The organism is Microbacterium sp. KNMS (assembly GCF_053851835.1).
The window spans coordinates 20,077-45,417 of the sequence record NZ_JBSQBP010000027.1; the positions used below are offsets into that span (position 1 = coordinate 20,077).

Genomic DNA, 25,341 nt, shown 5'->3' on the forward strand with positions numbered 1-25,341 from the left:
GCCGGCTACGCGAGCGCGTCGACGATCGGACGGAACTTCACGCGCGTCTCGAGCAGCTCGGCCTCGGGCTGGCTGCCCGCGACGATGCCCCCGCCCGCGTGCGCGGTGACCGGGCGGTGCGCCCCCTCGGGTGCGCCGATCTGGGCGCAGCGCAGCGCGATCGCCCATTCGCCGTCGCCGTCGCCGTCCACCCAGCCGACGGGCCCGGCGTAGCGACCGCGGTCGAACGGCTCGATGCGCCGGATGGCGGCGATCGCGTCGGGCGTCGGGGTCCCGGCCACGGCGGCGGTCGGATGCAGCGCGCGCACCATGTCGAGAGCCGAGTCGCCGTTCGCGAGCGTGCCCTCGACATCCGTCGCGAGGTGCCACACATTCGGCAGCTTCAGGGTGAACGGCTGCTCGGCGGCGACGAGAGCCGACGTGTGGGGCTCGAGCGCCGTGAGCACGCTCTGGACGGCGTAGCGGTGCTCGTCGAGGTCCTTCGCGGTCGTCGCGAGCTCGGCGGTGATCGCCGTGTCCTCATCCGCGTTCGCGCCACGCGGGCGGGTGCCGGCGAGCACGCGCGCCGTGACGGTGCCGCCCGAGACCGTGACGAGCGTCTCGGGGCTCGCCCCGATGATGCCGTCGACGGCATAGGCCCAGGTGTCGGGGTACCCCTCCGCGAGAGCGCGCACGAGCCGCCGCAGGTCGGCGTCGGCGGGCAGCGTGCCCGCGATGTCCCGCGCGATGACGACCTTCTCGACCTCGCCGGCGGCGATCGCCTCGAGTGCGGCGGCAACCGCCGCGGTGTGCCCTGCGGGGTCGAGCTCGCCGGGACCGAGCGTCGCCGACCAGTGCGGGCCATACGCGAGCGGATCGGGGGCGGCCGGCTCCGGGCCATCCATCCGCGAGATGCGCGTCATCCACGCGCGGCCGCCGCGGCGCCCCACGACGATGCTCGGCACGATGAGCGTGCTCGGCGCGAGCGAGGTCTCGTCGAACGCGAACGCCCCGAACGCGACGAGTCCCGTTCCCGGCAGGCGGACGGCGTCGTCCACCTCGGCCGCGGCCGAGATCGCGCGCCACACGTCGGCGATCGCCTCGAGCCGGCCGTCCTCTCCGACGTCGATCCGCAGCACCTCGGCTCCGGATCCGATCATCCCCTCGCCGCGGCGCATCCAGACGAGCGGGTCCTCGGCGGAGGCGAGCAGCAGCGGATCCTCGGGGGCGTCGATGGGGCGCGTCACCGCGCGCAGGCGCGGCAGGGAGAGCGGGTCGGGCACGGCCTCCAGCCTAGGGACTCACGCTGAGCGCACGTCGTGCGCGTCTACACTCGGCAGGGTGAGCGCCGACCGACCCGCCGTGGGAACCCGACTGCTCTTCCGCTGGCGCAAGTGGGACAGCTCTCCGCACTGGGTGCACGAGTGCGTGTATCTCGGGTCGGACGACTGGGGCGACTGGTTCGGCCAGCTCCCGGGGTGGCGCAGCGCGCGCCCCGGTCGCGATGTCGTCCTCGACGCCGCGTGCATCACGCTCCTCCCCGCGGGCGAGGCCACGTGGACGCTCACGCGGAACGCGGCGCCGTCGCTCACGCGCGTCTACATCGATCTCGCGTGGGATGCGCGCTGGGATGGCCCTGAGCCGACGGCGATCGACATGGACCTCGACGTCGTGCACCGCCTCGACGACCGCGGCATCTACGTCGACGACCGTGACGAGTGGGACGAGCACCGTGCGCACTACGGCTATCCCGCCGACGTGCAGGAGGAGCTCGAGGCCCGCACGCTCGTCCTCGAGCGGGAGGTGCGCGCCGACGTCGCGCCGTTCGACGATGCCACCGCCGACCGCTGGTTCGGGGTGCTGCACGACCTAGACTCGACAGGGTGAGCGCCGCACCGAAGGAACCCAACCGCGCCGACCTCGGCAAGGACCCCGCGAGCGTCGCGGGGATGTTCGATCAGGTCGCTGCGCGCTACGACCTCACCAACGTCGCGATGACGTTCGGGAACGACGCGCTCTGGCGCGCGGCGACGACCCGCACGGTCGCGCCTCGGCCGGGGGAGCGCATCCTCGACCTGGCGGCGGGCACCGGCTCGTCGTCCGCGTCGCTCGCGCGCAGCGGCGCCGAGGTCGTCGCCGCCGACTTCTCGCCCGGCATGCTCGCCGAGGGGCGCCGGCGGCACGGCGACATCCGCAATCTCACCTTCGTGCAGGCGGACGCCACCGACCTGCCCTTCGATGACGACGAGTTCGACGCCGTGACGATGTCGTACGGGCTCCGCAACGTCGATCGCCCCAAGAAGGCGATCGCCGAGCTCTTCCGCGTGACGAAGCCGGGCGGACGGCTCGTCATCAACGAGTTCTCGACCCCGCCCGGGCGGCTGTTCGGAAAGCTCTACCGGTTCTACGGTGACAACGTGCTGCCGCGGGTCGCGCGCCTCGTCGGATCGAACGGCGAGGCCTACGACTACCTCAACGAGTCGATCCGGCACTGGCCGGACCAGGCGACGCTCGCGACGTGGATCCGCGAGGCGGGCTGGGTCGACGTGCGGTACCGCAACCTGAGCTTCGGCATCGTCGCCCTGCACCGCGGGGTCAAGCCGACGGGCGAGGCGGCATCGGGAGATGTCTCGGCCTGAAGGCACCGTGAGCGCCGGTGCGGGCCGGGCAGGTAGGCTGGGCAGGTGACTCCGAGCCCCTCCGCGCCGGGTTCGCAGCTGGCGAGCCGATTCGGTCTGAGCGACCGCGTGTTCGCCGGACCCGTCGCCCGGCGCCTCGCGGCGAAGATCGAGGAGGGCCTCGAGCAGGTCGAGAGCGAGCTCGCCGTCGAGCTCAAGGCCGCCGACCCGCTCGTCGACGCGATGAGCCGGTACCTCTACGAGGCCGGCGGCAAGCGCGTCCGCCCCATGCTCGTCCTGCTCACCGCCCAGCTCGGACAGGGGGCGACGCAGCCGGTCATCGAGGCCGCCAAGGCCCTCGAGCTCATGCACCTCGGGTCGCTCTATCACGACGACGTCATGGACGGCGCCGACCGGCGTCGCGGCGTCGCGGCCGCGCACCAGGTGTGGGGCAACAGCGTCGCCATCCTCACGGGAGACCTGCTCCTGTCCCGCGCGAGCGTGATCATGTCGCGCAACGGCGAGGAGGCCATGCGCATCCAGTCGCAGACGTTCGAGCGCCTCGTCCTCGGGCAGATGCACGAGACGCTCGGAGCGCAGCCGGGCGACGACCCGATCGAGTTCTACATCGGCGTGCTCGCCGACAAGACGGGCTCGCTCATCGCCGCGGCCGCCCAGGCCGGAGCGTACTTCTCGGGGGCCGACGAGAAGTACGGCGAGCCCCTGCGCGTGTACGGCGAGAAGGTGGGCGTCGCGTTCCAGCTCGCGGATGACGTGATCGATCTCTCGGCGAACCCCGACGACACGGGCAAGGTGCCGGGGACGGATCTGCGCGCCGGCGTGCCGACGATGCCCTACCTCCTCCTGTCGCGTCGCGATGACGACGCGTCGCGCGGCCTCCTCGCGCGCATCGACGAGGGCGTCGCGCGCATCGCCGACGGCGCCGACCCCGCGACCCTCGACGGGCCGCTCGCGGAGCTCCGCGACCACCCGGTGACCGAGGCCACCCGCGAGCTGTCGCTCGAATGGACCAGGGGCGCCATCGCGGCGCTCGACGCGCTCCCGCGCGGCGCCGTCCGCGAGGCGCTCACGCGCTTCGCGGAGAGTCTCGCCATCCGCTCCAGCTGACGCCCGCCTCCGCGGTGCCGAACGAAGGGACCGATATGACCCAGCTCCGTCTCGCCATCGTGGGCGCAGGCCCGGCCGGCATCTACGCAGCGGACATCCTGCTGAAGACCGAGCGCAGCTTCGACGTGTCGATCGACCTGTTCGAGCAGCTCCCCGCGCCCTACGGCCTCGTCCGCTACGGCGTCGCGCCCGATCATCCGCGCATCAAGGGCGTCGTCGGCGCCCTCCGCGAGGTGCTCGACCGCGGCGACATCCGCATCTTCGGCAACGTGCGCTTCGGCGAGGACCTCACGCTCGACGACCTCAAGCGCCACTACCACGCCGTGCTCTTCGCGACCGGCGCGGTGCGCGACGCCGACCTCGCGATCCCCGGCATCGACGCCGACGGCTCGTTCGGTGCCGCCGACTTCGTGAGCTGGTTCGACGGGCACCCGGATGTCCCGCGCACGTGGCCGCTCACGGCCTCGTCGGTGGGCGTGATCGGCAACGGCAACGTCGCCCTCGACATCTCGCGCATGCTCGCCAAGCACGCCGAGGACCTCCTGCCCACCGAGATCCCGGACAACGTCTACGAGGTGCTCGCGGCATCGCCCGTCACCGATGTGCACGTGTTCGGCCGCCGAGGCCCCGCGCAGGTGAAGTTCACGCCGCTCGAGCTGCGCGAGCTCGGCGAGCTGCGCGACGTGGACATGGTCGTGTACGACGAGGACTTCGACTACGACGAGGCGTCGAAGGCCGCCGTCGCGTCGAACAAGCAGGTCAAGGTCATCGACCGCGTCCTCCAGGAATGGCGCACCCGCCCGGGCGCGAACGGGGCCGGGGGAACCGCCTCGCGTCGTCTGCACCTGCACTTCTGGGCGCGCCCCGTCGAGGTGAAGACCGATGAGCAGGGCCGTGTCGCCGCCCTCGTGTACGAGCGGACGCGACCGGATGGCCACGGCGGCGTCATCGGGACAGGCGAGATGCGCGAGGTGCCGATGGGGCAGCTCTACCGCGCCGTGGGGTACTTCGGATCGCCCCTGCCCGGCGTGCCGTTCGACGAGAAGCACGGGGTCATCCCGAACCACGAGGGTCAGGTGCTGCACGAGGACTCGAACGAGCGCGTGCCCGGGCTGTACGCGACCGGCTGGATCAAGCGCGGCCCTGTCGGCCTCATCGGGCACACGAAGTCCGACGCGATGGAGACCGTGCAGCACATCGTGAACGATCAGGGCTCGTGGTGGCAGCCGGAGGACCCGTCGGCCGACGCCATCCCCGCGCTCCTCGCCGAGCGCGGCGTCATCTGGACCGACCTCGAGGGGTGGCATCGGCTCGACGCGCACGAGATCGCGCTGGGCCAGCCGCACGGCCGCGCGCGCATCAAGGTCGTCCCGCGCGACGAGATGGTGCGGATCTCGCGCGACTGACGGCCCGAGCGCCGGGTCGGCTCAGTCGCGCGGGCGCGACGTCGACGAGCGGACGACGAGCTCGAACGGCAGCGGGATGTCCGCGAGCGGCTCGGAGCCGTCGCGCGGCTCGAGCTGCTCGAGCAGGATGTCCACCGCGCGCGCTCCCTGCTTCCGCGGGAACTGCGCGACCGTCGTGAGCCCGAAGAACTCGGCCTGGTCGTGGTCGTCGATGCCCACGACCGAGACGTCGTGGGGCACGGCGAGCCCGAGGTCGCGGGCCGCGAGGATGGCGCCGATCGCCATCTCGTCGGAGGCCGCGAAGATCGCCGTCGGACGGCTGCGCGGGGGAGCGCCGAGGAGCTGCTTGGCCGCGTGGTACCCGCCCTGCACCGTGAAGTCGGCGTTCGCCACGAGGTCGGCGTCGAACGGGATGCCCGCCTCGTCGAGCGCCGCCTCGTACCCGTGCCGGCGCTGGACAGGCAGATGGAAGTCGGAGTCGAACTCCGGTCGGCCGCCGAGGTGGCCGATCCGCGTGTGCCCGAGCCCCGTGAGGTGCTCCGTCGCGAGCTTGGCGACCGCGACGTCGTCGATCGCGAGCGTGCGCACCCCCGGGATGGGCCCGCCGACGCCGACGATGGGCTTGCCGAGCGCGTGCAGGCGGGCGACCTCGTCCTCCGTGAGCTCGAGCGACACGGCGATCACGGCGTCGACGCGCTGGCGCAGGAGGAAGTGCTCGAAGACGCTCGCGCGCTCCTCTCCGCCGCCGGAGAGGTTGTAGAGCGTCACGTCGTAGCCCGCCCGGAGGAGCGCCTGCTGAGCGCCCTCGAGCACGGAGGCGAAGTACCACCGGTTGAGGAACGGCAGCACGACGCCGACGTTGCGCGTGCGCCCGCTCGCGAGGCTCGAGGCGTTCGATGAGACGACGTACCCGAGCGCGTGGGCCGCCGCGAGGACGGCCTCCTTCGCCGCCGCCGACACGTGGCCGCGGCCGGAGAGGGCGCGCGAGACCGTGGCGGTCGAGACGCCTGCGCGCTGGGCGACCTCGGCGATGCTCACGGAATGCACGCGTTCATCGTAGGAGACGCGGGGCATCCCGCGTCATCCTGCGATGAACCAGGCGGCCGTGTCGACGGGGACGACGCCCTCGCCGAGCGGCCCGCTCGCGCACAGGACCCGCATGCCCTCGGGTGCGGGGACATCCTCGGATCCCGTGTTCGCGATCACCGTCACACGCCCGTTGCGGAACGCGAGGACGTGCGTCGGCCATCCGTCGACCCACTCGAGGTCGCCGCTCGCGAGGGACTCCTCGCGGCGCAGCCGCAGGAGGTCGCGGTAGAGCGAGAGCGTCGACGCGGGATCGTCGCGCTGGACGTCGCGCGCGAGCGCCCGCCACTCGGCCGGCTGGGGGAGCCACGACGCCCCGGTCGCGCTGAAGCCGAACGCCGGCGCGCCGGCCTCCCACGGGATGGGAACGCGGCACCCGTCGCGGCCGTAGCGCTCGCCGTTCGTGCGGAACCAGGTCGGGTCCTGGCGGGCTTCATCGGGAAGCTCGATCGCCTCGGGGAGCCCGAGCTCCTCGCCCTGGTAGATGTAGGCGCTTCCCGGCAGCGCGAACATGACGGTCGTCGCCGCTCGGGCGCGGCGGAGGCCGACGACGGGGTCGGGCTTGCCCGGGGAGAGCGGGCCGATGCCGTGACCCTGCGGGCTGTCGGCGCCCAGCGCGAGTCGCGAGGCGTGCCGGATGACGTCGTGGTTCGACAGGACCCACGTCGCGGGCGCGCCGACGGCCGGGAAGGCCTCGAGCGAGTCGGCGATGACCGTGCGCAGGGCCGCGGCGTCCCACTCGGTCATCATGTACGGGAAGTTGAAGGCCTGGTGCATCTCATCGGGGCGCACCCACAGCGCGGTCTCGCGCGCGGTCGGACGCCACGCCTCGGCGCACAGCGCGCGGTCGCCGTCGTACTCCTCGAGCAGCGCGCGCCACTCGCGGTACACCTCGTGGACGCCGGGGCGCCCCCAGTAGGGCACGTCGTCCTCGGCCTCGCCGCCCATCGAGTCGGCGTCCTCGGGCTGGATGTAGTCGGGCAGCCCGTCCTCCTTGATGAGGCCGTGCGCGACGTCGACGCGGAAGCCGTCGACGCCCCGATCGAGCCAGAAGCGCAGGATGTCGAGGAACTCGTCGCGCACCTCGCGCTGCGTCCAGTCGAAGTCGGGCTGGCTCGAGTCGAAGAGGTGCAGGTACCACTGACCGGGAGAGCCGTCCGCCTCGGTGACGCGCGTCCAGGCGGGGCCGCCGAAGATCGACTGCCAGTTGTTCGGCGGCTCGTGGCCGCCCGGGCCGCGGCCGTCGCGGAACAGGTAGCGCGCGCGCTCGCGGCTGCCGGGCGCGGCGGTCAGCGCCTCCTGGAACCAGACGTGCTGGTCGGAGGAGTGGTTCGGCACGAGGTCGATGATGACCCGGATGCCCCGGGCGTGCGCGGCCTCGAGCATCGCGTCGAAGTCGGCGAGCGTCCCGAAGAGCGGGTCGACGTCGCGGTAGTCGGTCACGTCGTAGCCCGCGTCGCGCTGGGGCGAGGTCATGAACGGCGAGAGCCAGATCGCGTCGATGCCCAGCTCGGCGAGCGCGTCCATGCGCGACGTCACGCCCGCGAGGTCGCCGACGCCGTCGCCCGAGGCGTCGGCGAAGGAGCGCGGGTAGATCTGGTAGATCGCGGCGGTGCGCCACCATTCAGGGGTCATGGTCGCCAACTCTAGAGGATTTCCGCGTCGGTTGTAAGCGTTTGCAGTTCACGGGCGCGTGACTCGCCCCGCGATTCGTATCGAATCGGTCACGCCCGCAGATTCGCGGTTTTCAAATCGGTGCTCGACGGTGTATACCTGTAAACGCTTGCACAGTTGCGGGCTCATCAACCAGGAGGACACACCAATGAAGGTGAACAGCAGGGGACGCTTCGCGGCCGTCGTCGCGATGGCCGGCGTGACGGCACTCGGGCTCGCGGGTTGTGCGAGCGACAGCGCGAACGAAGGCGCTTCGGGCGGCGGAGACGCCGAGGCGCCCTCGTCGACGCTCACCGTGTGGGTCGACGCCGAGCGCGTCGACGCGCTGCAGGCGGTGGCGGACGCGTACACCGAGAAGAGCGGCGTCGAGGTCGAGCTCGTCGGCAAGGACAACGCGACGATCAAGGACGACTTCATCCAGCAGGTGCCGACCGGTGAGGGCCCCGACATCACGATGGGCGCGCACGACTGGCTCGGCGAGCTCGCGACGAACGGCGTCGTGGCGCCTCTCGAGCTGGGCGACGCCGCGGGCGACTTCCTCGACGTCGCCGTCGAGGCCTCGACGTACGACGGCACCGTCTACATGCTCCCGTACGCGGTCGAGAACATCGCGATGCTGCGCAACGCCGAGCTCGTCCCCGAGGCCGCGACGAGCTTCGACGACATGATCGCGAAGGGCCAGGCCGCCGGCCTCGAGACCCCGTTCGTCGTCGAGCAGGGCGCGGAGGGCAACCCGTACCACCTCTACGCGTTCCAGACCGCGTTCGGCGCTCCCGTCTTCGGCACGAACGAGAACGGCTACGACGCGACCGACCTGCAGCTGGGCAACGCCGGCGGCGAGGAGTTCGCGACGTGGCTCGGCGAGCAGGGCGGCAAGGGCGCGTTCAACACCGACATCGACGGCGACATCGCCAAGCAGGCGTTCCTCGACGGCACGGCGGCCTTCTGGCTGACCGGCCCGTGGAACGTCGGCGCAGCGGTCGACGCGGGCATCGACGTCGCGATCGACCCCGTCCCGAGCCCGACCGATCAGCCGGCATCGCCGTTCGCGGGCGTGAAGGGCTTCTTCGTGTCGGCCGAGTCGGACGACAAGGTCGCCGCGAACGACTTCCTCGTGAACTACCTCGGCAGCGAGGAGGCGCAGCTCGCGCTCTTCGAGGCCGGCAACATCCTCCCCGCGCTCTCGTCGGCCGCGGAGACCGCCTCGAGCGACCCGATCATCGGCGGCTTCGCGACCGTCGGCGCGGAGGCCGTGCCGATGCCCGCGATCCCCGAGATGGGCGCCGTGTGGCAGTACTGGGGCATCGCGGAGGCCGAGATCATCAACGGCGCCGACCCCGTCGCGACGTGGCAGAAGCTCGCCGCCGACGTGCAGGCCGCGATCGGCTGACGCACCCGCTCGGATCGCGGACGCGGGCGGGCCGCCCCCTCGACGGGGGCGTCCCCGCCCGCGGCCGCGGACCATCCGAGCGCACCGCAGCGGTCCGCCCGCCCTGGCGACCGGCCGCTGACCCCACGAGACAGCGATAGGAACCCATGACCGACACCCTCTCCGGCGCCGAGACGGCGACCGAAGACCCGAAGCCCACGGCGCGCCAGCGGCGCGCGCGGTCGATCGCCGACCAGGCCGGCGGCGGACTGGCCTCCGTGATCGTGAAGATCGCGGCCCTCGCGATCGTCGACGCGATCGCCGTCTACGCGGCTCTCGTGCTGTTCGGCCACGAGCAGTGGATCGTCCTCGCGGCGGTCGTGCTCGTGGCGGGAATCGTCAACTGGGTCTACTTCTCCCGCCGCGCGCTCGCGGCGAAGTACCTCGCGCCCGGCCTCATCTTCCTGTGCCTGTTCCAGGTCTTCGTGCTCGTGTACACGGGCTACGTCGCCTTCACGAACTACGGCACGGGCCACAACGGCTCGAAGGAGCAGGCCGTCGCCTCGCTCATGGCCTCGGCCCTCGAGCGCGTGCCCGACTCCGCGAGCTACCCGATCACGGTGGTCGAGGCCGGAGGCGAGATCGGCCTCCTCGTCACCACGCCCGACGGCGAGGCCCTCCTGGGGACCGCCGAGCAGCCCCTCGCGCCGGTCGACGCCGGCTTCGACGGCGACAAGGCCGTGTCGGCGCCCGGCTGGACGACGCTGCAGTTCGCCGACGTGCTCGAGCGCACCGACCAGATCACCGAGCTCGCCGTGCCGTTCTCGGACGACCCGAACGACGGCGCCCTCCGCACCCCCGACGGGACGAGCGCGTACCTCTACACCTCGACGCTCGAGTACGACGAGGCGGCCGGCACGCTCACCGACCTCCGCAGCGGCACCGTCTACTCCGATCTCGGCACCGGCGCGTTCACGGCGCCCGACGGCACCGAGATCCTTCCCGGGTGGCAGGTGACGGTCGGCTTCGACAACTTCATCCGCGCCGTCACGGACGCGCGCCTCGCGAGCCCGCTCGTCTACGTCACGATCTGGACGTTCGCGTTCGCGCTCATCTCGGTCGCGTCGACGTTCTTCCTCGGCCTCTTCCTCGCGATCGCGTTCAACAACGCGCGCATGCGGGGGCGCCGCACCTACCGCGTGCTCATGATCCTCCCGTATGCGGTGCCGTCGTTCCTGTCGGCGCTCGTGTGGGCGGGCATGATGAACCAGAGCTTCGGGTTCCTCAACGAGGTGATCTTCGGCGGCGCCGACATCCCGTGGCTGACCGACCCCGTGCTCGCGAAGGTGTCGGTGCTCATCGTGAACCTCTGGCTCGGCTTCCCTTACATGTTCCTCGTGTGCACGGGAGCGCTGCAGGCCATCCCCGAGGAGCTCCAGGAGGCCGCGACCGTCGACGGCGCGAAGCCGTGGGCCGTGTTCCGGCTCATCAAGCTGCCGCTCCTGCTCGTGAGCGTGGCGCCTCTGCTCATCGCGTCGTTCGCGTTCAACTTCAACAACTTCAACATCGTCTACATGCTCACGAACGGCGGTCCGCGCGACAGCGAGGCGCCGATCCCGGTCGGCCACACCGACCTGCTGATCTCGATGGTCTACAAGGTCGCCTTCACGGGGCAGACCCGCGACTACGGGCTCGCGAGCGCGTACTCGATCATCATCTTCATCATCGTGGCGGTCATCTCCGTGATCGCGTTCCGCCGCACCAAGTCCCTCGAGGAGCTGAACGGATGACCGCCTCACTCGACACCGTGGCCATCACCGGCGGCAGCCGCGGCGCGTACGCGCCCCGCCGGCGCGGCTTCGGGCGCTGGTTCGCCGACACCGGATGGCGCCACCTCGTCGGCGTCGTCATGGTCGCGTTCTCGCTCCTGCCGATCGTCTTCGTCATCTCGAGCTCGCTGAACCCGAACGGCACCCTCACCGGCTCGAACGCGCTCTTCTCGAAGATCGGCATCGACAGCTACGTGCGGATCGTGAGCGACCCGAAGGTGCCGTTCGTGGCCTGGTTCGGCAACACGCTCATCATCGCGGGCATCACCGCCGTCGCGACCGTGTTCCTGGGCGGGCTCGCGGCGTACGCGTTCTCGCGCATGCGGTTCGCGGGCCGCCGGTTCGGGCTCATCGCGATCGTCGTCGTGCAGATGTTCCCGCAGCTGCTCGCGGTCGTCGCGATCTTCCTCCTCATGAGCGCGATCAGCGACTGGTTCCCCGCGATCGGCCTGAACACCCGCATCGGGCTCATCCTCGTCTACCTCGGCGGCGCGCTCGGCGTGAACACGTACCTCATGTACGGGTTCTTCAACACGATCCCGCAGTCGATCGACGAGGCTGCCAAGATCGACGGCGCAGGGCATGCGCGCGTGTTCTTCACGATCATCCTGCCGCTCGTGGCGCCCATCCTCGCGGTCGTCGCGCTGCTGTCGTTCATCGCCTCCGTGAACGAGTACGTGGTCGCGTCGGTGCTGCTCATCGACACCGACGTGCAGACGCTCGCGGTCGGCCTCACGAAGCTCGTGTCGAACCCGCGCTACGCCGACTGGAGCGCGTTCTCGGCGGGCGCCGTGATCGCGGCGCTGCCCGTCGTGGCGCTGTTCCTCTTCCTCCAGAAGTACATCGTCGGAGGGCTGACGGCGGGCGCCGTGAAGTAGGCCGCACCGCTCGTCGAGGGGCTCGCGCTGGGGCGCGGGCCCCTCGACGTGTCTGCGGTCCGCGCCTAGGAGCGGCCCTGCGGGACATATTGCAGGAGTTCCTTCGGGGTGCGGATGGCTGCGCCCCGGATTCCTGCGGGTCGCGGTGCGCGCGGGGCCGGGATCTCCTGCGTTCTGTCCCGCATCGGGAGTGAACGACAGAGCCCCGGCCATCCGAGAGCGGATGGCCGGGGCTCTGTCGACGGGAATCAGCCCTGGGTCGACTGCGCGGGAGCCGAGACGCGGCGCGGCTGCCGACGGCGCGGCGGGCGCGACGGGGCGCTCTCGGCGCCTGCGGCGTGCGTGCGGGGAGCGGTGTCGCCCGACGAGGTCGAGTACATCGGCTGCGAGCCGCCCTGCGCGCGCCCGCGGCCGCCCTGACCGCGCGCCGCGCCGCCGTTGCGACCGCCGCCGCCGTTGCGACCAGCCGATGCACCGCCGCGGCCGCCCGCGCGCTCGGCCGGCTGCTGGCCGCCCTGACCCTCCCGGGCCGCGCGCTTGCGACGGGCGTTCGCCCCCTGCGACGTGCCGGGAGCCGACGGCGCGGGAGCGTTGCCCGAGCCCGGGCCGCCCGGGACCGGTGCGACGCGCGGCGCGACCTCGCCGACGAGGGCCGTGACGGCAGCGCTCTCGGGCGTGACGCGCTGCGGCTGCGCGGCGATGCCCGCCTTGCGCAGCAGCTGCTTGGTGTCCTGGCGCTGCGAGGGCAGCATGACCGTGACGACGTCGCCGGCCGAGCCCGCGCGCGCGGTGCGGCCCGAGCGGTGGACGTACGCCTTGTGCTCGGCGGGCGGGTCGACGTGGACCACGAGGTCGACGCCGTCGACGTGCACGCCGCGCGCGGCGACATCCGTCGCGACGAGCACGCGGACGCGGCCCGACGAGAAGTCCGCGAGGTTGCGGTCGCGGGCGTTCTGCGACAGGTTGCCGTGCAGGTCGACCGCGGGGATGCCGCGCGCCGTGAGCTGCTTGGCGAGCTTCTTCGCCTGGTGCTTGGTGCGGGTGAAGAGGATGCGGCGGGCGACGCCCGACGCGAGGGTGCGGACGAGCTCGGTCTTGTCCTCGTCGTCGACCTCGAAGACGTGGTGCGTCATCGCGGGGACCGGCGACTCGGCCGGGTCGATCGAGTGGCGCACCGGGTCCTTGAGGAAGCGCGTGACGAGCTTGTCCACACCGTTGTCGAGCGTCGCGGAGAAGAACATGCGCTGACCGCCGGCAGGCGTCTTCGCGAGGATGCGCGTGACGCCGGGCAGGAAGCCCAGGTCGGCCATGTGGTCGGCCTCGTCGAGCACGGTCACCGCGACGCGGTCGAGGTTGACGATGCCCTGGCTCATGAGGTCCTCCAGGCGGCCGGGGCAGGCGACGACGATGTCGACGCCGGCGCGGAACGCGGCCTCCTGCGGCTTCTGCGAGACCCCGCCGAACACGACGGCGACGGTGAGGCCGGAGGCCTTCGCGAGCGGCGTGACGACGCGCGCGATCTGGGTCGCGAGCTCGCGGGTCGGGGCGAGTACGAGGCCCGACGGGCGCCCGGCGATGCGCTTCGGCTTCGCGGCCGAGAGGCGCGCGACGAGCGGGATGGCGAACGCGAGCGTCTTGCCCGAGCCGGTCTTGCCGCGGCCGAGCACGTCGCGGCCGGCGAGGGTGGAGGGCAGCGTCTCGCGCTGGATGGGGAAGGGGGTCGGGCGGTCCTCGGCGACGAGCACCTCGATGAGGTGCGCGGGGACGCCGAGGTCGGCGAAGGTGGTCTCGGGCTGCGTGGTCGCAGTGGTCACAGATGACTGCTTTCGAGAAGGGGCCGTCGTGCAGGGGAACACGCTGATCGCGGGGCACGACGGCAGATGGCGAACTCGGCGGATGCCGGATCCGTTCGCCGCGGCAGGATGTTCGCGAGGCGCGGCGGGGGAGTCCCTCCGCGCGATCAAGACACGACGACGCGCGACACTCGGGTCGCGCAGATCCCGACTCTAGCATCCGGCGCTGAGCGCGGCCTGGGGCACCTCTCCCTGATGTGCGGGCGGCCGCCGCTCGATACTGTGCTTGCAGACAAGTCCGCGGATGAAGGGGGACGCGATGTACAACGACGACTACGGATGGATGGCCGGGCTCGGCGTGGGGATGATGATCCTGGGGCTCGTCATCTACCTCGGGATCCTGGCGCTCATGCTGTGGGTGGGGTACCTGATCATGCGGACGGCCGTGAAGAACGGCATCCTGCGCGCGGACGAGGAGCGCGCGGCGCGCGGGCTCGCGCCCCGACCCGGTGCGCCGTATCCGCCGCAGCAGGGATATGCGGGGCCGCAGCACCCCGGCTCGCCGGGATCGGGACCGTCCTACCCGGGCGGCACGGCGAACCCGCCGTCCACGCCGCCGCGGGACTGAGACGCGATCGGCCCGGCGCCTTCGAGGCGCCGGGCCGATCCGCATTCCTGCGCGTATCCCCCGAGCGGAGGCGGTGCTCCCCAGAAGCCCCGCCCCCGCAGGGACCCGACCTGCGTCGGAGCCCCCGTCGATGAGACCGCCGAGCGGCCCATCCATGACGCGGGCTCAGGAACCCCTCAGGTTCAGCGGTAGTTGATGAACTGGAGGTCGATGTCGAGGTCGGCGGCCTTCAGGAGACGGATGACCTCCTGCAGGTCGTCGCGGCTCTTCGACGACACGCGCAGCTCGTCGCCCTGGATCTGCGACTTCACGCCCTTGGGGCCCTCGTCGCGGATGATCTTGCCGATCTTCTTCGCGTTCTCCTGCGAGATCCCCTCCTTGAGCGTGGAGGTGATGCGGTACTCCTTGCCGCTCGCGACGGGGTCGCCCGACTCGAGGCTCTTGAGCGAGATGCCGCGCTTGATGAGCTTGGACTGGAAGACGTCGAGCACGGCCTTCGCACGGTCCTCGCTGTCCGCCTTGATGAGGATGGCCTCGCCGCTCCACTCGATGGAGGCGCCGGTGCCCTTGAAGTCGTAGCGCTGCTCGACCTCCTTGCGTGCCTGGTTGAGCGCGTTGTCCGCCTCCTGGCGGTCGATCTTGGAGACGATGTCGAATGAGCTGTCGGCCATGTCGAAAAGCCTACTCACCCGATCCCGGGCGGCGCGGGGCTTCGTAGAATGGCCCGCGAGAACACGGCGAGGAGGATGGCCATGCGCCCGCTGACAGAGAAGGATGTCCTCGAGTCGTTCGTGAACGCGGACGACCGTGAGCTCGAGCTCGTCGAGCTTCCCCACGACTTCCCACTCACCGAGTGGGATCACCTCGACTTCCTCGCCTGGCGCGATCCGCACACCCACAGCCGCGGGTACATCGTGGCCGAGATCGACGGCGAGCCGACCGGCGTCGTGCTGCGGGCGGCCTCGACGACCTCGGGCGCGCGGCACGGCATCTGCAACATCTGCCGCACGATGCAGCCCGGCAACCAGGTGACCATGTTCACGGCGCGCAAGGCGGGGCGTGCGGGGCAGAAGGGCGACAGCGTCGGCACGTACATCTGCGCCGACCTCTCGTGCCACGAGAACGTGCGTCTCGCCCTGCCGCTCGCCCCGAACGAGTACCGCGCGAGCGTCGACATGAAGATCGACGGCACGGCGCGGCGCTCGCGCGCGTTCGTCGAGCGGGTTCTGGAGGAAGCGGCCTGACGTCCGCTGGCGCGCCTAGACTCGCCGCATGAGCACGCCCGTCCGCACGATCGGCCGCCTCTTCCTCGGCTCGGCGCTCGCATTCGCGGGCGTCGCGCACCTCACCGTCGCGCGCGAGGAGTTCCGCGCGCAGGTGCCCGACTTCGTGCCGCTCGACCCCGACACGACGGTCGTGGCCTCGGGCGTCGTCGAGGTCGGTCTCGGAGCCGCGCTGCTCTTCGCGCGCCGTCGACGCCGCCGGGTCGGCACGCTCGCGGCACTCTTCTTCGCCGCCGTCTTCCCGGGCAACATCGCGCAGTGGCGGCATCGCCGGAGCGCTTTCGGACTCGACACCGACGGCAAGCGCTTCGCGCGCCTCTTCTTCCAGCCGCTCCTCGTCGCCCTCGCGCTGTGGTCGACGCGGACGCCGCGCGTGCGCTGAGCAGGAGACGCGCGAGCGAGGCCGACGATGAGCGAGCGGATGGCCAGGGCGCGCCAGGCGCGCAGGGGCCGGCTGCCGGCGCGCAGGGTCGTCGCCGGAGTGGCGATCGCCGTCACGGCCGTCGCGCTCGCCGCATGCGGGCCGTCGTCGCCTCCGACCGGGGACGGCCCGACGGCGTCGGCGAGCTCCGCGCCGACCGCGCCATCGCCGTCCGCGCCCTCGGGCTCCGGATCGCCCTCGCCATCCGCGCCCGCCGCTTCGCCCCCGACGCCCTCGCCGCAGCCATCCGCCCTCGTGCTCGATGAGCGCCGCGTGGTCGCCGAGGGGCTCGACGCGCCGTGGTCGGTCGCGTTCCTGGGCGCGACGGCGCTCGTGAGCGAGCGCGACAGCGGGCGCATCCTCGAGCTCGACGGCGAGGGCGGCGTGCGCGAGGTCGGCGTTATCCCCGGGGTCCGCGCGGGAGGCGAGGGCGGTCTCCTCGGCATCGCGGTGCACGACGGGCTGCTGTACGCCTACTTCACCGCGGCGGGGGAGAACCGCATCGAGCGCTTTCCGCTCGACGGTGACCCGCTCGCGTTTGGCCCGGGCCAGGAGGTGCTCGCGGGGATCCCCGCCGCAGGCAACCACAACGGCGGCCGCATCGCCTTCGGGCCCGACGGCATGCTCTATGCGACGGCGGGCGACGCGGGCGATCGGTCGAGCGCGCGCGACCCGGCAGCGCTGTCCGGCAAGATCCTCAGGATGACGCCCGACGGCGACGTGCCGGCCGACAACCCGTACCCGGGATCGCTCGTCTACAGCCTCGGGCATCGGAACCCGCAGGGCATCGCGTGGGCGCAGGACGGCACGATGTACGCGAGCGAGTTCGGCCAGGACACGTGGGACGAGCTCAACGTCATCGAGCCGGGCGGAGACTACGGATGGCCCGACGTCGAGGGCGCGGCCGGGCGCGCGGGCCTGATCGACCCCGTGCGGCAGTGGGCGCCGGCCGACGCGAGCCCGAGCGGCATCGCGATCGCGGGCGACACCCTCTATATCGCCAACCTGCGGGGCGAGCGCCTGCGCGAGGTTCCGCTGGCCGACCCTGCCTCCTCGATCGAGCACCTCGTCGTGGAGGAGGGGCGCCTGCGTGACGTCGTGGTGACGCCCGACGGAGAGCTGTGGGTGCTGACGAACAACACCGACGGTCGCGGCGAGCCGCGCCCGGAGGACGACCGGATCCTCGGGTTCGCCCTGCGCTGATTCAGTCCGCGAGCGCTCCGCGGATCGCCACTGCGATCGCCGGCCGCGGGTCGCTCGTATCGCCGCGGGCGATGCGGTGCAGGATCAGTCCCTCGCACACGCTCATCACGGCGGCCGCCGCCGCGTCGGGATCGCGTGCGCCCAGCCGGGCGACCGCGTCGGACACGACCGCGACATAGCGCTCGCGCGACGACGACAGCTTCGCGCTGAGCTCGGGGTCGTGCGACGCCTCGAGGAAGAGCGCGTGGCGGGCGATGGTGTGCGTTCGTCGGGGGCCTGTGATGAACTCGACCATTCCGGCGAGGGCATCGACGAAGGCGTCGGGGTCGGCGGGCAGGGGCTCGGCGGTGTCGAGCTCGGACGCGACGATGCCGTCGACGACCCCCGCGAGAAGCGCCTCCCGCGTGCGGAAGTAGTTCGACGTGCTGCCCTCGGGCAGGCCCGCCCGTCGATCCACCCTCCGATGCGTGAAGGAGCGCATCCCCTCCTCGCCGAGGAGGGCGATCGCCGCCTCGACGACGAGCTCTCGCGTGCGTGCCATCGCGCTCCAGAGTAGTCATGGCGTTGGTACTACGATCGTAGTAACATGCGGCCATGAGCGCTCTCGAACTGCGCATGCCGGACCTGGCCGACGTGACGCATCGCATGGTCCAGGTGCACGAGCACGGCGACGCGCTCGCGCTTCACGTCGCGGAGGCGGGTGCCGGCGTGCCGGTGCTCCTCCTGCACGGCTCGCCCCAGCACTGGTGGGAGTACCGCCGCGTGATCCCCGAGCTGGCCGCCGACCTCCGGGTGATCGCGGCCGATCTGAGGGGAGCGGGATGGTCGGACGCTCCCGATCACGGGTACGACGAGGCCCAGCAGACGGCGGACGTCCTCGCTCTGCTCGACGCGCTCGGCATCGAGCGTGTGCACCTCGTCGTGCACGACTACTCCGCGTTCCTCGGCTGGCGGCTCGCCTTCGACCATCCGGATCGGCTCGCGAGCCTCACCGCGCTCGGGAGCCCGCATCCGTGGAGCGGGATCACGCCGAGGATGGCGCTCCAGCTGTGGCGGGCCTGGTTCCAGCAGGCGATCATCTCGCCGTTCGGGCCCCGGCTGATCGCGGGCGGTCGGCAGCGGCTCGTGCGCTACATGATCGAGGGGTATGCGCCCGGCCTCGGCGGGTGCGACGTCGACGACCTCGAGTGCTTCCTCGCGCCGTTGCGCGACCCCGCCCGTGCGCGGGCGCTCGCGCGCACGTATCGCAGCCTCGTGCTCCCGGGGATGATGACGATGGCGGCGCTGGGAAGAGGGCGCCGTCTGACGGTGCCGACGCGCATCCTCCTCGGCGCTCGCGACCCGATCATGCGCGCCGCCCGCACTGATGATGTCGGAGATCGCGCCGACGACCTCGTGGCCATCTGGGTCAAGGACGCCGCGCACTATATCGCGAGCGAGCGCCCCGATGCCGTGGTCGCGGCAGTGCGCGAGCTCACGCGCTGACGACCATCCCATCCGCAGAAGGCGCCCGTCCCGGTGTCGCGGCCGCGACCATCCGGAACGGGCGCCTTCCGCCCTGACCTACAGCGTCGAGCTGTCGATGACGAAGCGGTACCGCACCTCACTCGAGAGCACGCGCTCGTACGCCTCGTTGATCTGCTCGGCCGGGATCAGCTCGATCTCGGGCGCGATGCCGTGCTCGGCGCAGAAGTCGAGCATCTCCTGGGTCTCCGCGATCGAGCCGATGCTCGATCCCGCGAACGAGCGGCGGTTGCCGAACAGCGTGAAGACGTGCAGAGCGAGGGGCTCGGGCGGTGCGCCGACGTTGACCATCGTGCCGTCGAGACGGAGCAGCGAGAGGTAGCGGTCGAGGTCGAGCGGCGCGCTGACGGTGTTGACGATGAGATCGAACCGGTTGCGCAGCTCGGTGAAGGTCGCGGGGTCGGCGGTCGCGAAGTGATCCGTCGCTCCGTAGCGCAGGGCGTCATCCTTCTTGTCGAGGGTGCGCGAGAGCACCGTCACCTCGGCGCCCATCGCGGCGGCGATCTTGACGGCCATGTGGCCGAGACCGCCCATGCCGACGACCGCGACGCGCTTGCCGGGGCCCGCATTCCAGTGGGCGAGCGGCGAGTAGGTCGTGATGCCCGCGCACAGCAGCGGCGCTGCCGCCTCGTACGGGATGGCCTCGGGCACCTTCAGGACGAAGTCCTCGTCGACGACGACGTGCGTCGAGTACCCGCCCTGCGTGATCGTGCCGTCGCGGTCGACCGACGCGTACGTCTGGGTGTTGCCGGCGAGGCAGTAGTTCTCCATGCCCGCCTGGCAGTTCTCGCACTCGCGGCACGAGTCGACCATGCAGCCGACCCCGACGCGGTCGCCGACGGCGTGCTTGACGACGTCGGGGCCGACCTCCACGACCTCGCCGACGATCTCGTGGCCGACGACCTGCGGGTAGGTGATCGGTCCCCAGTCACCGCGGACCGTGTGGATGTCGGAATGGCAGATGCCGGCGTAGCGGATGGCGATGAGGACGTCCTTCGGGCCGACATCCCGTCGTTCGATGGTGGTCGGGACGAGCGGCTCGGTCGCGGATGGCGCCGCGTAGGCGTTGACAGTGAGCATGCGATCTCCTGTGATGCGGTCTGTCGACGCCCGACGGGCGTCGATGGATTCCATCCTCGCGCGGGATCGGGCGCAGAGGGCGCGATGCGGGGGTCCCGGTCCGCACCTTCCTCGCGGAAGCGCGCGTGTCGCATAGAGCGCGCTCCCGGCCGAGGCGGAGGTGCCGTGCATAGCCTGAGGGCGACACGCGGTCGGCGCGTGGGGGAGGAGGACGACATGCCCTCGGTCGTCGACGTGCTGATCGTCGTGCTGCTCCTCGGCGCGCTCCTGTCGGGACTGCGCGCGGGCTTCTTCGCCGCGCTCGGCGCCCTGTGCGGACTCGTCGCGGCGGGCGTCGCGGCTCCGTGGGTCCTGCCCCTCGTCGCCGCCGCCGTGCCGGATGAGGGATGGCGCGGGCTGGCCGTGATCGGAAGCGCGATCCTCCTGCTCGCGCTCGGCGCGAGCCTCGGGGCCGCGATCGGCGGGGTCATCCGGCGCGGTGCTGACAGGCTGCGCCTTCGCGCGCTCGAGCGGCTGCTCGGCGGCGCGCTCGGGCTCGTCGCCGGCACGCTCGCGGTGTCGCTCACCGGAGCGGGGATCGCGTCCGCCGGCATCCCCGTCGTGTCGTCGTCGGTCGCGTCCTCGTCGCTCCTGCGGACCATCGACGCGCTCACTCCGGCTCCGCTGTCCGAGGCCATGGCGCGCCTCCACTCGGCCGTGCTCGGCGAGACGGTGCTCCCGACGATCGACGGGCTGCTCGGCGGTCTGCCCGACGCCGCCGACCCCGGCACGGCCGACCTCGACGACCCCGCGCTCGCCGCGGCCGCTGGGTCGGTGGCGAGGGTGTCGGGGGTGGCCGCGGCGTGCAGCACGAGGCCCAGCGGCACCGGATTCGTCGTCGCGGAGGACCGCATCGTCACGAACGCGCACGTCGTCGCAGGCGTCGAGACGCCCATGGTCGAGCTGCTCGGCGAGCCGGCCCGTGACGGCCGGATCGTGTACTTCGATCCGATCGACCACCTCGCGGTGATCGCCGTCGACATCGAGGCCGCGCCGCTCGCGCTCGACGACAGCGTGCAGGCGGGTGACGCCGGGGCCGTGCAGGGATACCCGTACGGCGGCCCGTTCCGCACCGTCTCGGCCGGCATCGCGGCGAGCGGCCCCGCGCTCATCGAGGACATCTACGGCGAGAGCGCGACCGAGCGGGCGATCTACGCGCTCGAGGCGGAGGTCGCTCCCGGCAACTCCGGCGGCCCGCTGCTCAGCGAGGACGGAACCGTCGCCGGGGTCGTCTTCGCCCGCGACGAGGCGCGTCCGGAGATCGGCTACGCGATGTCGAACGCCGAGCTGCAGCCCGTGCTCGACGCGCTTCCCGGAGCGACCGACACGGTGCCCACCGGGCGTTGCCTGGGCTGACTGGGAAACGGAGAAGGCCCCCGCTCTCGCGGGGGCCTTCTCTGTGGGTGGCAAGTGAGGGATTCGAACCCCCGAAGCATGACGCGGCTGATTTACAGTCAGCTCCCTTTGGCCGCTCGGGCAACTTGCCAGTGCGCGCCCGCCCGACTTTCACCAGACGACCGGATGCGCGAGTAACGATATTACCCCGTGAGACGGGCAAGGTGAAATCGCCGGATGGTGAGCGCCTCTCGGGCGCGTTGCTCACGGTTCGGCGACGGTCGGGGAGGGCGCCCGCCCGCCGTGGAATGATGACGACATCGGAGCGCCGGCTCCGCCGAAGGGGGACCAGATGTCTGCACCGTACCCGCCTCACGATCAGCCGCAGCAGGCTGTCGCGCCGGGCGATCGTCCGATGTCGAAGCTCATCAAGGGCGCCATCTGGATCGCGATCGGCGCGCTCATCGCGGCCGCCCTCATCTGCGTGGTGTGGGTGCTCGTGGGCGACCAGAACGGCATCATCGGCAAGGCGTTCCTCACGGTGCTCCTCCTGGCGGGCTTCGCCGGGGTCGTGCTGCTCGACGCGAACCTCGCGCCGCGGCGTCCGGATTGGTTCGCACTCGCAAGCATGATCTCGTGGGTCGTCGTCCTGCTCGTGGGCGCCGTGAAGATCTGGCTCGACGTGGTGCCCCGCGGGTGGGAGTCCGACGACTACTTCGAGTACGGATACGGTGCGGAGGGGATCGAGCGCTTCTTCCACCTCGTCCTCGTGATCGGCGTGCTCCAGCTCGCGCTGCTGCACCAGCGCCTCTTCTGGCGAGCCCACGAGCGCCACGTGACGACGTTCACGCGGATCATCGCGATCGCGACGACGGTCTTCCTCGTCGTGCTCGTCGGGATGCTCGTCTTCTTCTTCACGTTCCCCGACAGCTTCGACTTCGGCGAGCTGTACTGGCGGATCGTCGTGTCCCTCGCCATCCTCGCGGCCGTCGGCACGACGCTCCTGCCGCTGCTGAACGCCCTCTTCGTGCCGCGGAAGCCGCACCCGATGGGTCCGGCCTCCGCGCAGGGGTACGCGCAGGTCCAGCCGCAGCCGTACGCGCAGCCGCAGGGCCATCCGCAGGCACAGGCGCCGGGCTACGCGCCTCCGGCGTGGCCGACGTACTACGACGGCGTGACGCCGCTTCCCGTGCTGCCCGACGGATCCCCCGACTGGAACGCGTACTACACCGGGTACCCGACCTATCCGCAGACTCCCGCCGCATCCGGCGAAGCCGAGGTGCCGCCGCGTCCGCCGCTCCCGCCCGTCCCGCCCGTGTCCTGACGGCTCCCCGCTGAAGGCGGGAGCCGCCCGTTCACGGCGCCGTCGCCATCCGGCCAGCGCGCGCGGATACCGTGGAGGGATGACTCTCGAACTCGACCTGCGCGACCTCGCCATCGACATCGCCCGCGAGGCGGGTGAGCTCGCGAAGCGCCGCCGCGACGAGGGCGTGGCCATCGCCGCGAGCAAGTCGACCCTCGCCGACATCGTCACCGAGGCCGACCGCGAGGTCGAGGCGCTCATCCGCTCCCGCCTCGCCGAGGCGCGTCCGGATGACGGGTTCCTGGGGGAGGAGTCGGGCGGTGGCGCCGGCGCCTCCGAGGTGACGTGGGTCGTCGACCCGATCGACGGGACCGTCAACTACGCGTTCGGGCAGCCGGCCTATGGAGTGAGCATCGCCGCGGTTACCGGGCCCGCCGACCCGCTCGGATGGCAGGTCATCGCGGGCGCGGTCGCGGCGCCCGCGATGGGTGAGATGTTCTCCGCCGCGCGCGGACACGGCGCGTTCGTGGGAGACCGGCGGCTCTCCGTGACGGCGGAGGCGCCCGCCGGAGCGCTCGTCGCGACGGGCTTCGGATACGACCCCGAGACGCATGCGAGCGCTCTCGACGAGCTGCGGCGCGTCATGCCCATCGCGCGCGACATCCGCCGTGCGGGGGCCGCCTCTCTGGACCTCGCGTACGTGGCGGCTGGGCGCCTGGACGCCTACTACGAGCGCGGCCTGAAGCCGTGGGACATGGCGGCGGGATCGCTCCTCGTGACCGAGGCTGGCGGGCGACTCGGATGGTTCGAGACGGACGCCTGGGGGCGCCGGATGATGGTCGCCGCGAGTGCGGCCGTGTACGACCGGCTCGTCGAGGTGCTCGCCACCTGAGGGCGGGACGGGCGTTCTCGTCGATTCGTGCACAGGGTGCCCGGTCGGTTAGATTCGTCCCCAACCTCCCGCCGTGGATGGCGCTCCCAGAGAACATCCGCTACGTTGGTTACCGGATCGTTACTTTCGCAGCCCGATCTTGCGGAGTGACCGATCGCCCCGATCACGTTTCTCGCTGTTCCCCCGCAGCGACCTACGGAAAGCACTCCTCCTTGCCGCTCGACACACCCATGGCTGAAGCTGCGCCCCAGCGCCGCTCGCGTCGCGACCTCCGCGCGACGTCCATGCCAGACCCGCAGGGTGCGACGACGCGTGCTGACGATGTGGAGACGACTCTTCCCGAGCCGCCGCTGACGCGTCGCCGGTTGCGTGAACTCGCCTCGGCCACCCCCGCCCCCGAGATCATCCACGACGGCGACGCCGACTTCGGCGAGCCGCTCAAGGTCGCCGAGCAGGTGGCGAGCTCCGCTCCCGCCACCGGCGCCATCCCCACGGCTGAGGACGATGAGTTCCTCGCCGCCGCGCGTGCCCTCCACTTCACGGGCGAGACGCCCGTCTCCGTCGCTCCCGCCGCGGAGGCTCCCGAGCCCGCGCCGGAGGCTCCCGCGCAGGAGGCGCACGTCGCTCCGCGTCGTGGGCTCGCCTTCCGTCGCGTTGCGACGGCTGCGGCGTCGATCGGCGCGATGGGCGTCATCGGCCTCCTCGCCGTCGGCATGACCACGCCGCTCGGCGCCCTCGCGCAGGGCGGCGCCGCGAACGCGGCGGCCACCGTCTCGATCGCCGCAGGCAGCGACGCGCAGGACCTCGAGGATGAGGAGATCCAGGCCTTCGTCGCCTCCTCCGAGGTGCAGAACGCCGATGTCACGCGTGCCCAGGGGTACTCGGCGGAGACCCTCCCGACCCTCGCGTCGGCGGATGGCATCAGCACGGCCGGCGCGTTCTTCACGAACGACGCCTCGGCCGACATCCAGTGGCCGTTCGCGGTCGGCACGAGCATGAGCTCGGGCTACGGGCCGCGCTGGGGCCGCATGCACGAGGGTGTCGACTTCACGCCGGGTGACGGCGCTCCCGTCCAGGCGATCGCCGACGGTGTCGTGCGCATCGCGACCGAGTCGGGCGGCGCGTACGGCGTGACCGTCTACATCGACCACGTCATCGACGGCCAGGTCGTCACGAGCCACTATGCGCACATGCAGTACGGCTCGCTGAAGGTGACGCAGGGCCAGCGCGTGGAGACCGGCGACGTCGTCGGCCTCACGGGCAACACCGGCCGCTCGTACGGCGCGCACATGCACTTCGAGATCATCATCAACGGGAAGACCACCGACCCGCTGCCGTGGCTCCAGGAGCATGCGAACACGCGCTACTCGAAGGAAGAGGAGGCCGCTGCGGAGGCCGCTCTCACGGATCTCCTCGGCTCGGAGATCACGGCGGAGTGACCGACGCGCGCGGCGGTCGTTGGTTCGAAGTCGCCGCGCGGAGATGGTATTCTCTTCTGGTTGCCTGCTGAAGGCAGCACGCCCCGATAGCTCAGTGGCAGAGCACTTCCATGGTAAGGAAGGGGTCGTCAGTTCAATCCTGACTCGGGGCTCGCAGCATCCACGGATGCATCGCGGCAGGGTAGCTCAGTTGGTGAGAGCGCACGACTCATAATCGTGAGGTCGCGGGTTCAAGCCCCGCTCCTGCTACTTAGTTCCACCTTGATACATGCGGAATTCCGCGGAAATCGAGGACGTGTATGTGGAACACAGATGGGCCCCGACAAGGGGCCCGATCCGTTTTTGGTCCGTTTATCGCGGGTTATCGGCCAGAAAGAGTGGATGGGTCGGGTGTGTCATCCTCGTCCTGCCCACCCAGAGCGGGCCCAGAGGCC

23 protein-coding genes and 3 tRNA genes are annotated in these 25,341 nt (G+C 71.5%); 18 read left to right on the forward strand and 8 right to left on the reverse strand.

Translation table 11 applies throughout. The features are described from left to right. Positions 1-5: 5 nt before the first annotated feature. Positions 6-1,262, reverse strand: coding sequence for an isochorismate synthase (locus tag ACWXWW_RS15165; RefSeq protein ID WP_455970687.1), 1,257 nt, complete (start codon positions 1,260-1,262; stop codon positions 6-8). A 58-nt stretch (positions 1,263-1,320) separates the two neighbouring features. Here ACWXWW_RS15165 and ACWXWW_RS15170 point away from each other — a divergent pair, with 58 nt between their 5' ends. Genes ACWXWW_RS15170 through ACWXWW_RS15185 form a run of 4 tightly spaced genes read left to right on the forward strand, consistent with a single transcriptional unit; the run spans position 1,321 to position 5,131 of the window. Beyond that, positions 1,321-1,866, forward strand: a complete 546-nt coding sequence (locus ACWXWW_RS15170; RefSeq protein WP_455970689.1) for a DUF402 domain-containing protein — start codon at positions 1,321-1,323, stop codon at positions 1,864-1,866. Next, a complete protein-coding gene (locus ACWXWW_RS15175; protein WP_282980362.1) occupies positions 1,863-2,618 on the forward strand; it encodes a class I SAM-dependent methyltransferase in 756 nt (251 codons plus the stop codon). The genes ACWXWW_RS15170 and ACWXWW_RS15175 overlap by 4 nt, the downstream gene beginning before the upstream one ends. 45 nt (positions 2,619-2,663) lie before the next feature. After that, positions 2,664-3,725: a polyprenyl synthetase family protein gene (locus ACWXWW_RS15180; RefSeq protein WP_455970691.1), complete on the forward strand. Its 1,062-nt coding sequence runs from the start codon at positions 2,664-2,666 to the stop codon at positions 3,723-3,725. Between the two features lie 35 nt (positions 3,726-3,760). After that, on the forward strand, positions 3,761-5,131 hold the full coding sequence (locus ACWXWW_RS15185; RefSeq protein ID WP_282980364.1) for an FAD-dependent oxidoreductase: 1,371 nt from the start codon (positions 3,761-3,763) through the stop codon (positions 5,129-5,131). A gap of 21 nt (positions 5,132-5,152) precedes the next feature. Here the strand turns inward: ACWXWW_RS15185 and ACWXWW_RS15190 are convergent, their stop codons facing one another. Beyond that, on the reverse strand, positions 5,153-6,178 hold the full coding sequence (locus tag ACWXWW_RS15190) for a LacI family DNA-binding transcriptional regulator (protein WP_455970693.1): 1,026 nt from the start codon (positions 6,176-6,178) through the stop codon (positions 5,153-5,155). A 33-nt stretch (positions 6,179-6,211) separates the two neighbouring features. Continuing rightward, positions 6,212-7,852, reverse strand: coding sequence for a glycoside hydrolase family 13 protein (locus tag ACWXWW_RS15195; RefSeq protein WP_271174591.1), 1,641 nt, complete (start codon positions 7,850-7,852; stop codon positions 6,212-6,214). Between the two features lie 187 nt (positions 7,853-8,039). Here ACWXWW_RS15195 and ACWXWW_RS15200 point away from each other — a divergent pair, with 187 nt between their 5' ends. The 3 genes from ACWXWW_RS15200 (at position 8,040) to ACWXWW_RS15210 (ending at position 11,967) form a co-directional block, all read left to right on the forward strand. Continuing rightward, positions 8,040-9,281, forward strand: a complete 1,242-nt coding sequence (locus tag ACWXWW_RS15200; RefSeq protein ID WP_455970695.1) for a sugar ABC transporter substrate-binding protein — start codon at positions 8,040-8,042, stop codon at positions 9,279-9,281. A 146-nt stretch (positions 9,282-9,427) separates the two neighbouring features. Next, positions 9,428-11,050: an ABC transporter permease subunit gene (locus ACWXWW_RS15205; protein ID WP_324014053.1), complete on the forward strand. Its 1,623-nt coding sequence runs from the start codon at positions 9,428-9,430 to the stop codon at positions 11,048-11,050. Beyond that, entirely contained in the window at positions 11,047-11,967 is a 921-nt protein-coding gene (locus ACWXWW_RS15210) for a sugar ABC transporter permease (RefSeq protein WP_455970697.1), read from the forward strand. The genes ACWXWW_RS15205 and ACWXWW_RS15210 overlap by 4 nt, the downstream gene beginning before the upstream one ends. 248 nt (positions 11,968-12,215) lie before the next feature. Here ACWXWW_RS15210 and ACWXWW_RS15215 read toward each other — a convergent pair whose 3' ends face one another. Next, on the reverse strand, positions 12,216-13,781 hold the full coding sequence (locus ACWXWW_RS15215; RefSeq protein ID WP_455970699.1) for a DEAD/DEAH box helicase: 1,566 nt from the start codon (positions 13,779-13,781) through the stop codon (positions 12,216-12,218). Between the two features lie 283 nt (positions 13,782-14,064). Between ACWXWW_RS15215 and ACWXWW_RS15220 the strand changes: the two genes are divergently transcribed. Further along, on the forward strand, positions 14,065-14,388 hold the full coding sequence (locus ACWXWW_RS15220) for a hypothetical protein (protein WP_271173682.1): 324 nt from the start codon (positions 14,065-14,067) through the stop codon (positions 14,386-14,388). A gap of 182 nt (positions 14,389-14,570) precedes the next feature. Here the strand turns inward: ACWXWW_RS15220 and ACWXWW_RS15225 are convergent, their stop codons facing one another. Beyond that, positions 14,571-15,059, reverse strand: a complete 489-nt coding sequence (locus ACWXWW_RS15225) for a YajQ family cyclic di-GMP-binding protein (RefSeq protein ID WP_271173681.1) — start codon at positions 15,057-15,059, stop codon at positions 14,571-14,573. Between the two features lie 81 nt (positions 15,060-15,140). Between ACWXWW_RS15225 and ACWXWW_RS15230 the strand changes: the two genes are divergently transcribed. From ACWXWW_RS15230 to ACWXWW_RS15240, 3 genes are read left to right on the forward strand one after another with little or no spacing between them, the layout of a single operon-like run. Beyond that, complete coding sequence (locus tag ACWXWW_RS15230; RefSeq protein ID WP_271173680.1) at positions 15,141-15,632, forward strand: FBP domain-containing protein; 492 nt, start codon at positions 15,141-15,143, stop codon at positions 15,630-15,632. 28 nt (positions 15,633-15,660) lie between these two features. Next, a complete protein-coding gene (locus ACWXWW_RS15235) occupies positions 15,661-16,053 on the forward strand; it encodes a DoxX family protein (RefSeq protein WP_455970701.1) in 393 nt (130 codons plus the stop codon). Positions 16,054-16,092: 39 nt separating this feature from the next. Then, the gene (locus ACWXWW_RS15240) at positions 16,093-17,295 is read left to right on the forward strand and encodes a PQQ-dependent sugar dehydrogenase (RefSeq protein ID WP_455970703.1); all 1,203 of its coding nucleotides are present in this window, start codon (positions 16,093-16,095) and stop codon (positions 17,293-17,295) included. 1 nt (position 17,296) lies between these two features. Here ACWXWW_RS15240 and ACWXWW_RS15245 read toward each other — a convergent pair whose 3' ends face one another. Beyond that, positions 17,297-17,836, reverse strand: a complete 540-nt coding sequence (locus ACWXWW_RS15245) for a TetR/AcrR family transcriptional regulator (protein ID WP_455970705.1) — start codon at positions 17,834-17,836, stop codon at positions 17,297-17,299. A 53-nt stretch (positions 17,837-17,889) separates the two neighbouring features. On the opposite strand from ACWXWW_RS15245, the gene ACWXWW_RS15250 reads away from it, so the two are divergent. Continuing rightward, positions 17,890-18,780, forward strand: a complete 891-nt coding sequence (locus ACWXWW_RS15250; RefSeq protein ID WP_455970707.1) for an alpha/beta fold hydrolase — start codon at positions 17,890-17,892, stop codon at positions 18,778-18,780. A 78-nt stretch (positions 18,781-18,858) separates the two neighbouring features. On the opposite strand, the gene ACWXWW_RS15255 is transcribed toward ACWXWW_RS15250, so the two are convergent. Beyond that, the gene (locus tag ACWXWW_RS15255; RefSeq protein WP_455970709.1) at positions 18,859-19,899 is read right to left on the reverse strand and encodes an NAD(P)-dependent alcohol dehydrogenase; all 1,041 of its coding nucleotides are present in this window, start codon (positions 19,897-19,899) and stop codon (positions 18,859-18,861) included. Between the two features lie 216 nt (positions 19,900-20,115). Between ACWXWW_RS15255 and ACWXWW_RS15260 the strand changes: the two genes are divergently transcribed. Next, the gene (locus ACWXWW_RS15260) at positions 20,116-21,294 is read left to right on the forward strand and encodes a MarP family serine protease (RefSeq protein ID WP_455970711.1); all 1,179 of its coding nucleotides are present in this window, start codon (positions 20,116-20,118) and stop codon (positions 21,292-21,294) included. Between the two features lie 48 nt (positions 21,295-21,342). On the opposite strand, the gene ACWXWW_RS15265 is transcribed toward ACWXWW_RS15260, so the two are convergent. Beyond that, positions 21,343-21,424: transfer RNA gene (locus ACWXWW_RS15265), tRNA-Tyr, on the reverse strand. Between the two features lie 201 nt (positions 21,425-21,625). Here ACWXWW_RS15265 and ACWXWW_RS15270 point away from each other — a divergent pair. The 5 genes from ACWXWW_RS15270 to ACWXWW_RS15290 all read left to right on the forward strand — a co-directional run bounded on the left by ACWXWW_RS15270 (position 21,626) and on the right by ACWXWW_RS15290 (position 25,156). Next, positions 21,626-22,597, forward strand: a complete 972-nt coding sequence (locus ACWXWW_RS15270; RefSeq protein WP_455970713.1) for a hypothetical protein — start codon at positions 21,626-21,628, stop codon at positions 22,595-22,597. Between the two features lie 79 nt (positions 22,598-22,676). Next, complete coding sequence (locus ACWXWW_RS15275) at positions 22,677-23,468, forward strand: inositol monophosphatase family protein (RefSeq protein WP_455970715.1); 792 nt, start codon at positions 22,677-22,679, stop codon at positions 23,466-23,468. Positions 23,469-23,698: 230 nt separating this feature from the next. Beyond that, the gene (locus ACWXWW_RS15280; RefSeq protein WP_455970717.1) at positions 23,699-24,907 is read left to right on the forward strand and encodes a M23 family metallopeptidase; all 1,209 of its coding nucleotides are present in this window, start codon (positions 23,699-23,701) and stop codon (positions 24,905-24,907) included. 80 nt (positions 24,908-24,987) lie between these two features. Beyond that, positions 24,988-25,059, forward strand: a tRNA-Thr gene (locus ACWXWW_RS15285). Positions 25,060-25,082: 23 nt separating this feature from the next. Beyond that, positions 25,083-25,156, forward strand: a tRNA-Met gene (locus ACWXWW_RS15290). The last annotated feature ends 185 nt before the right edge of the window (positions 25,157-25,341 follow it).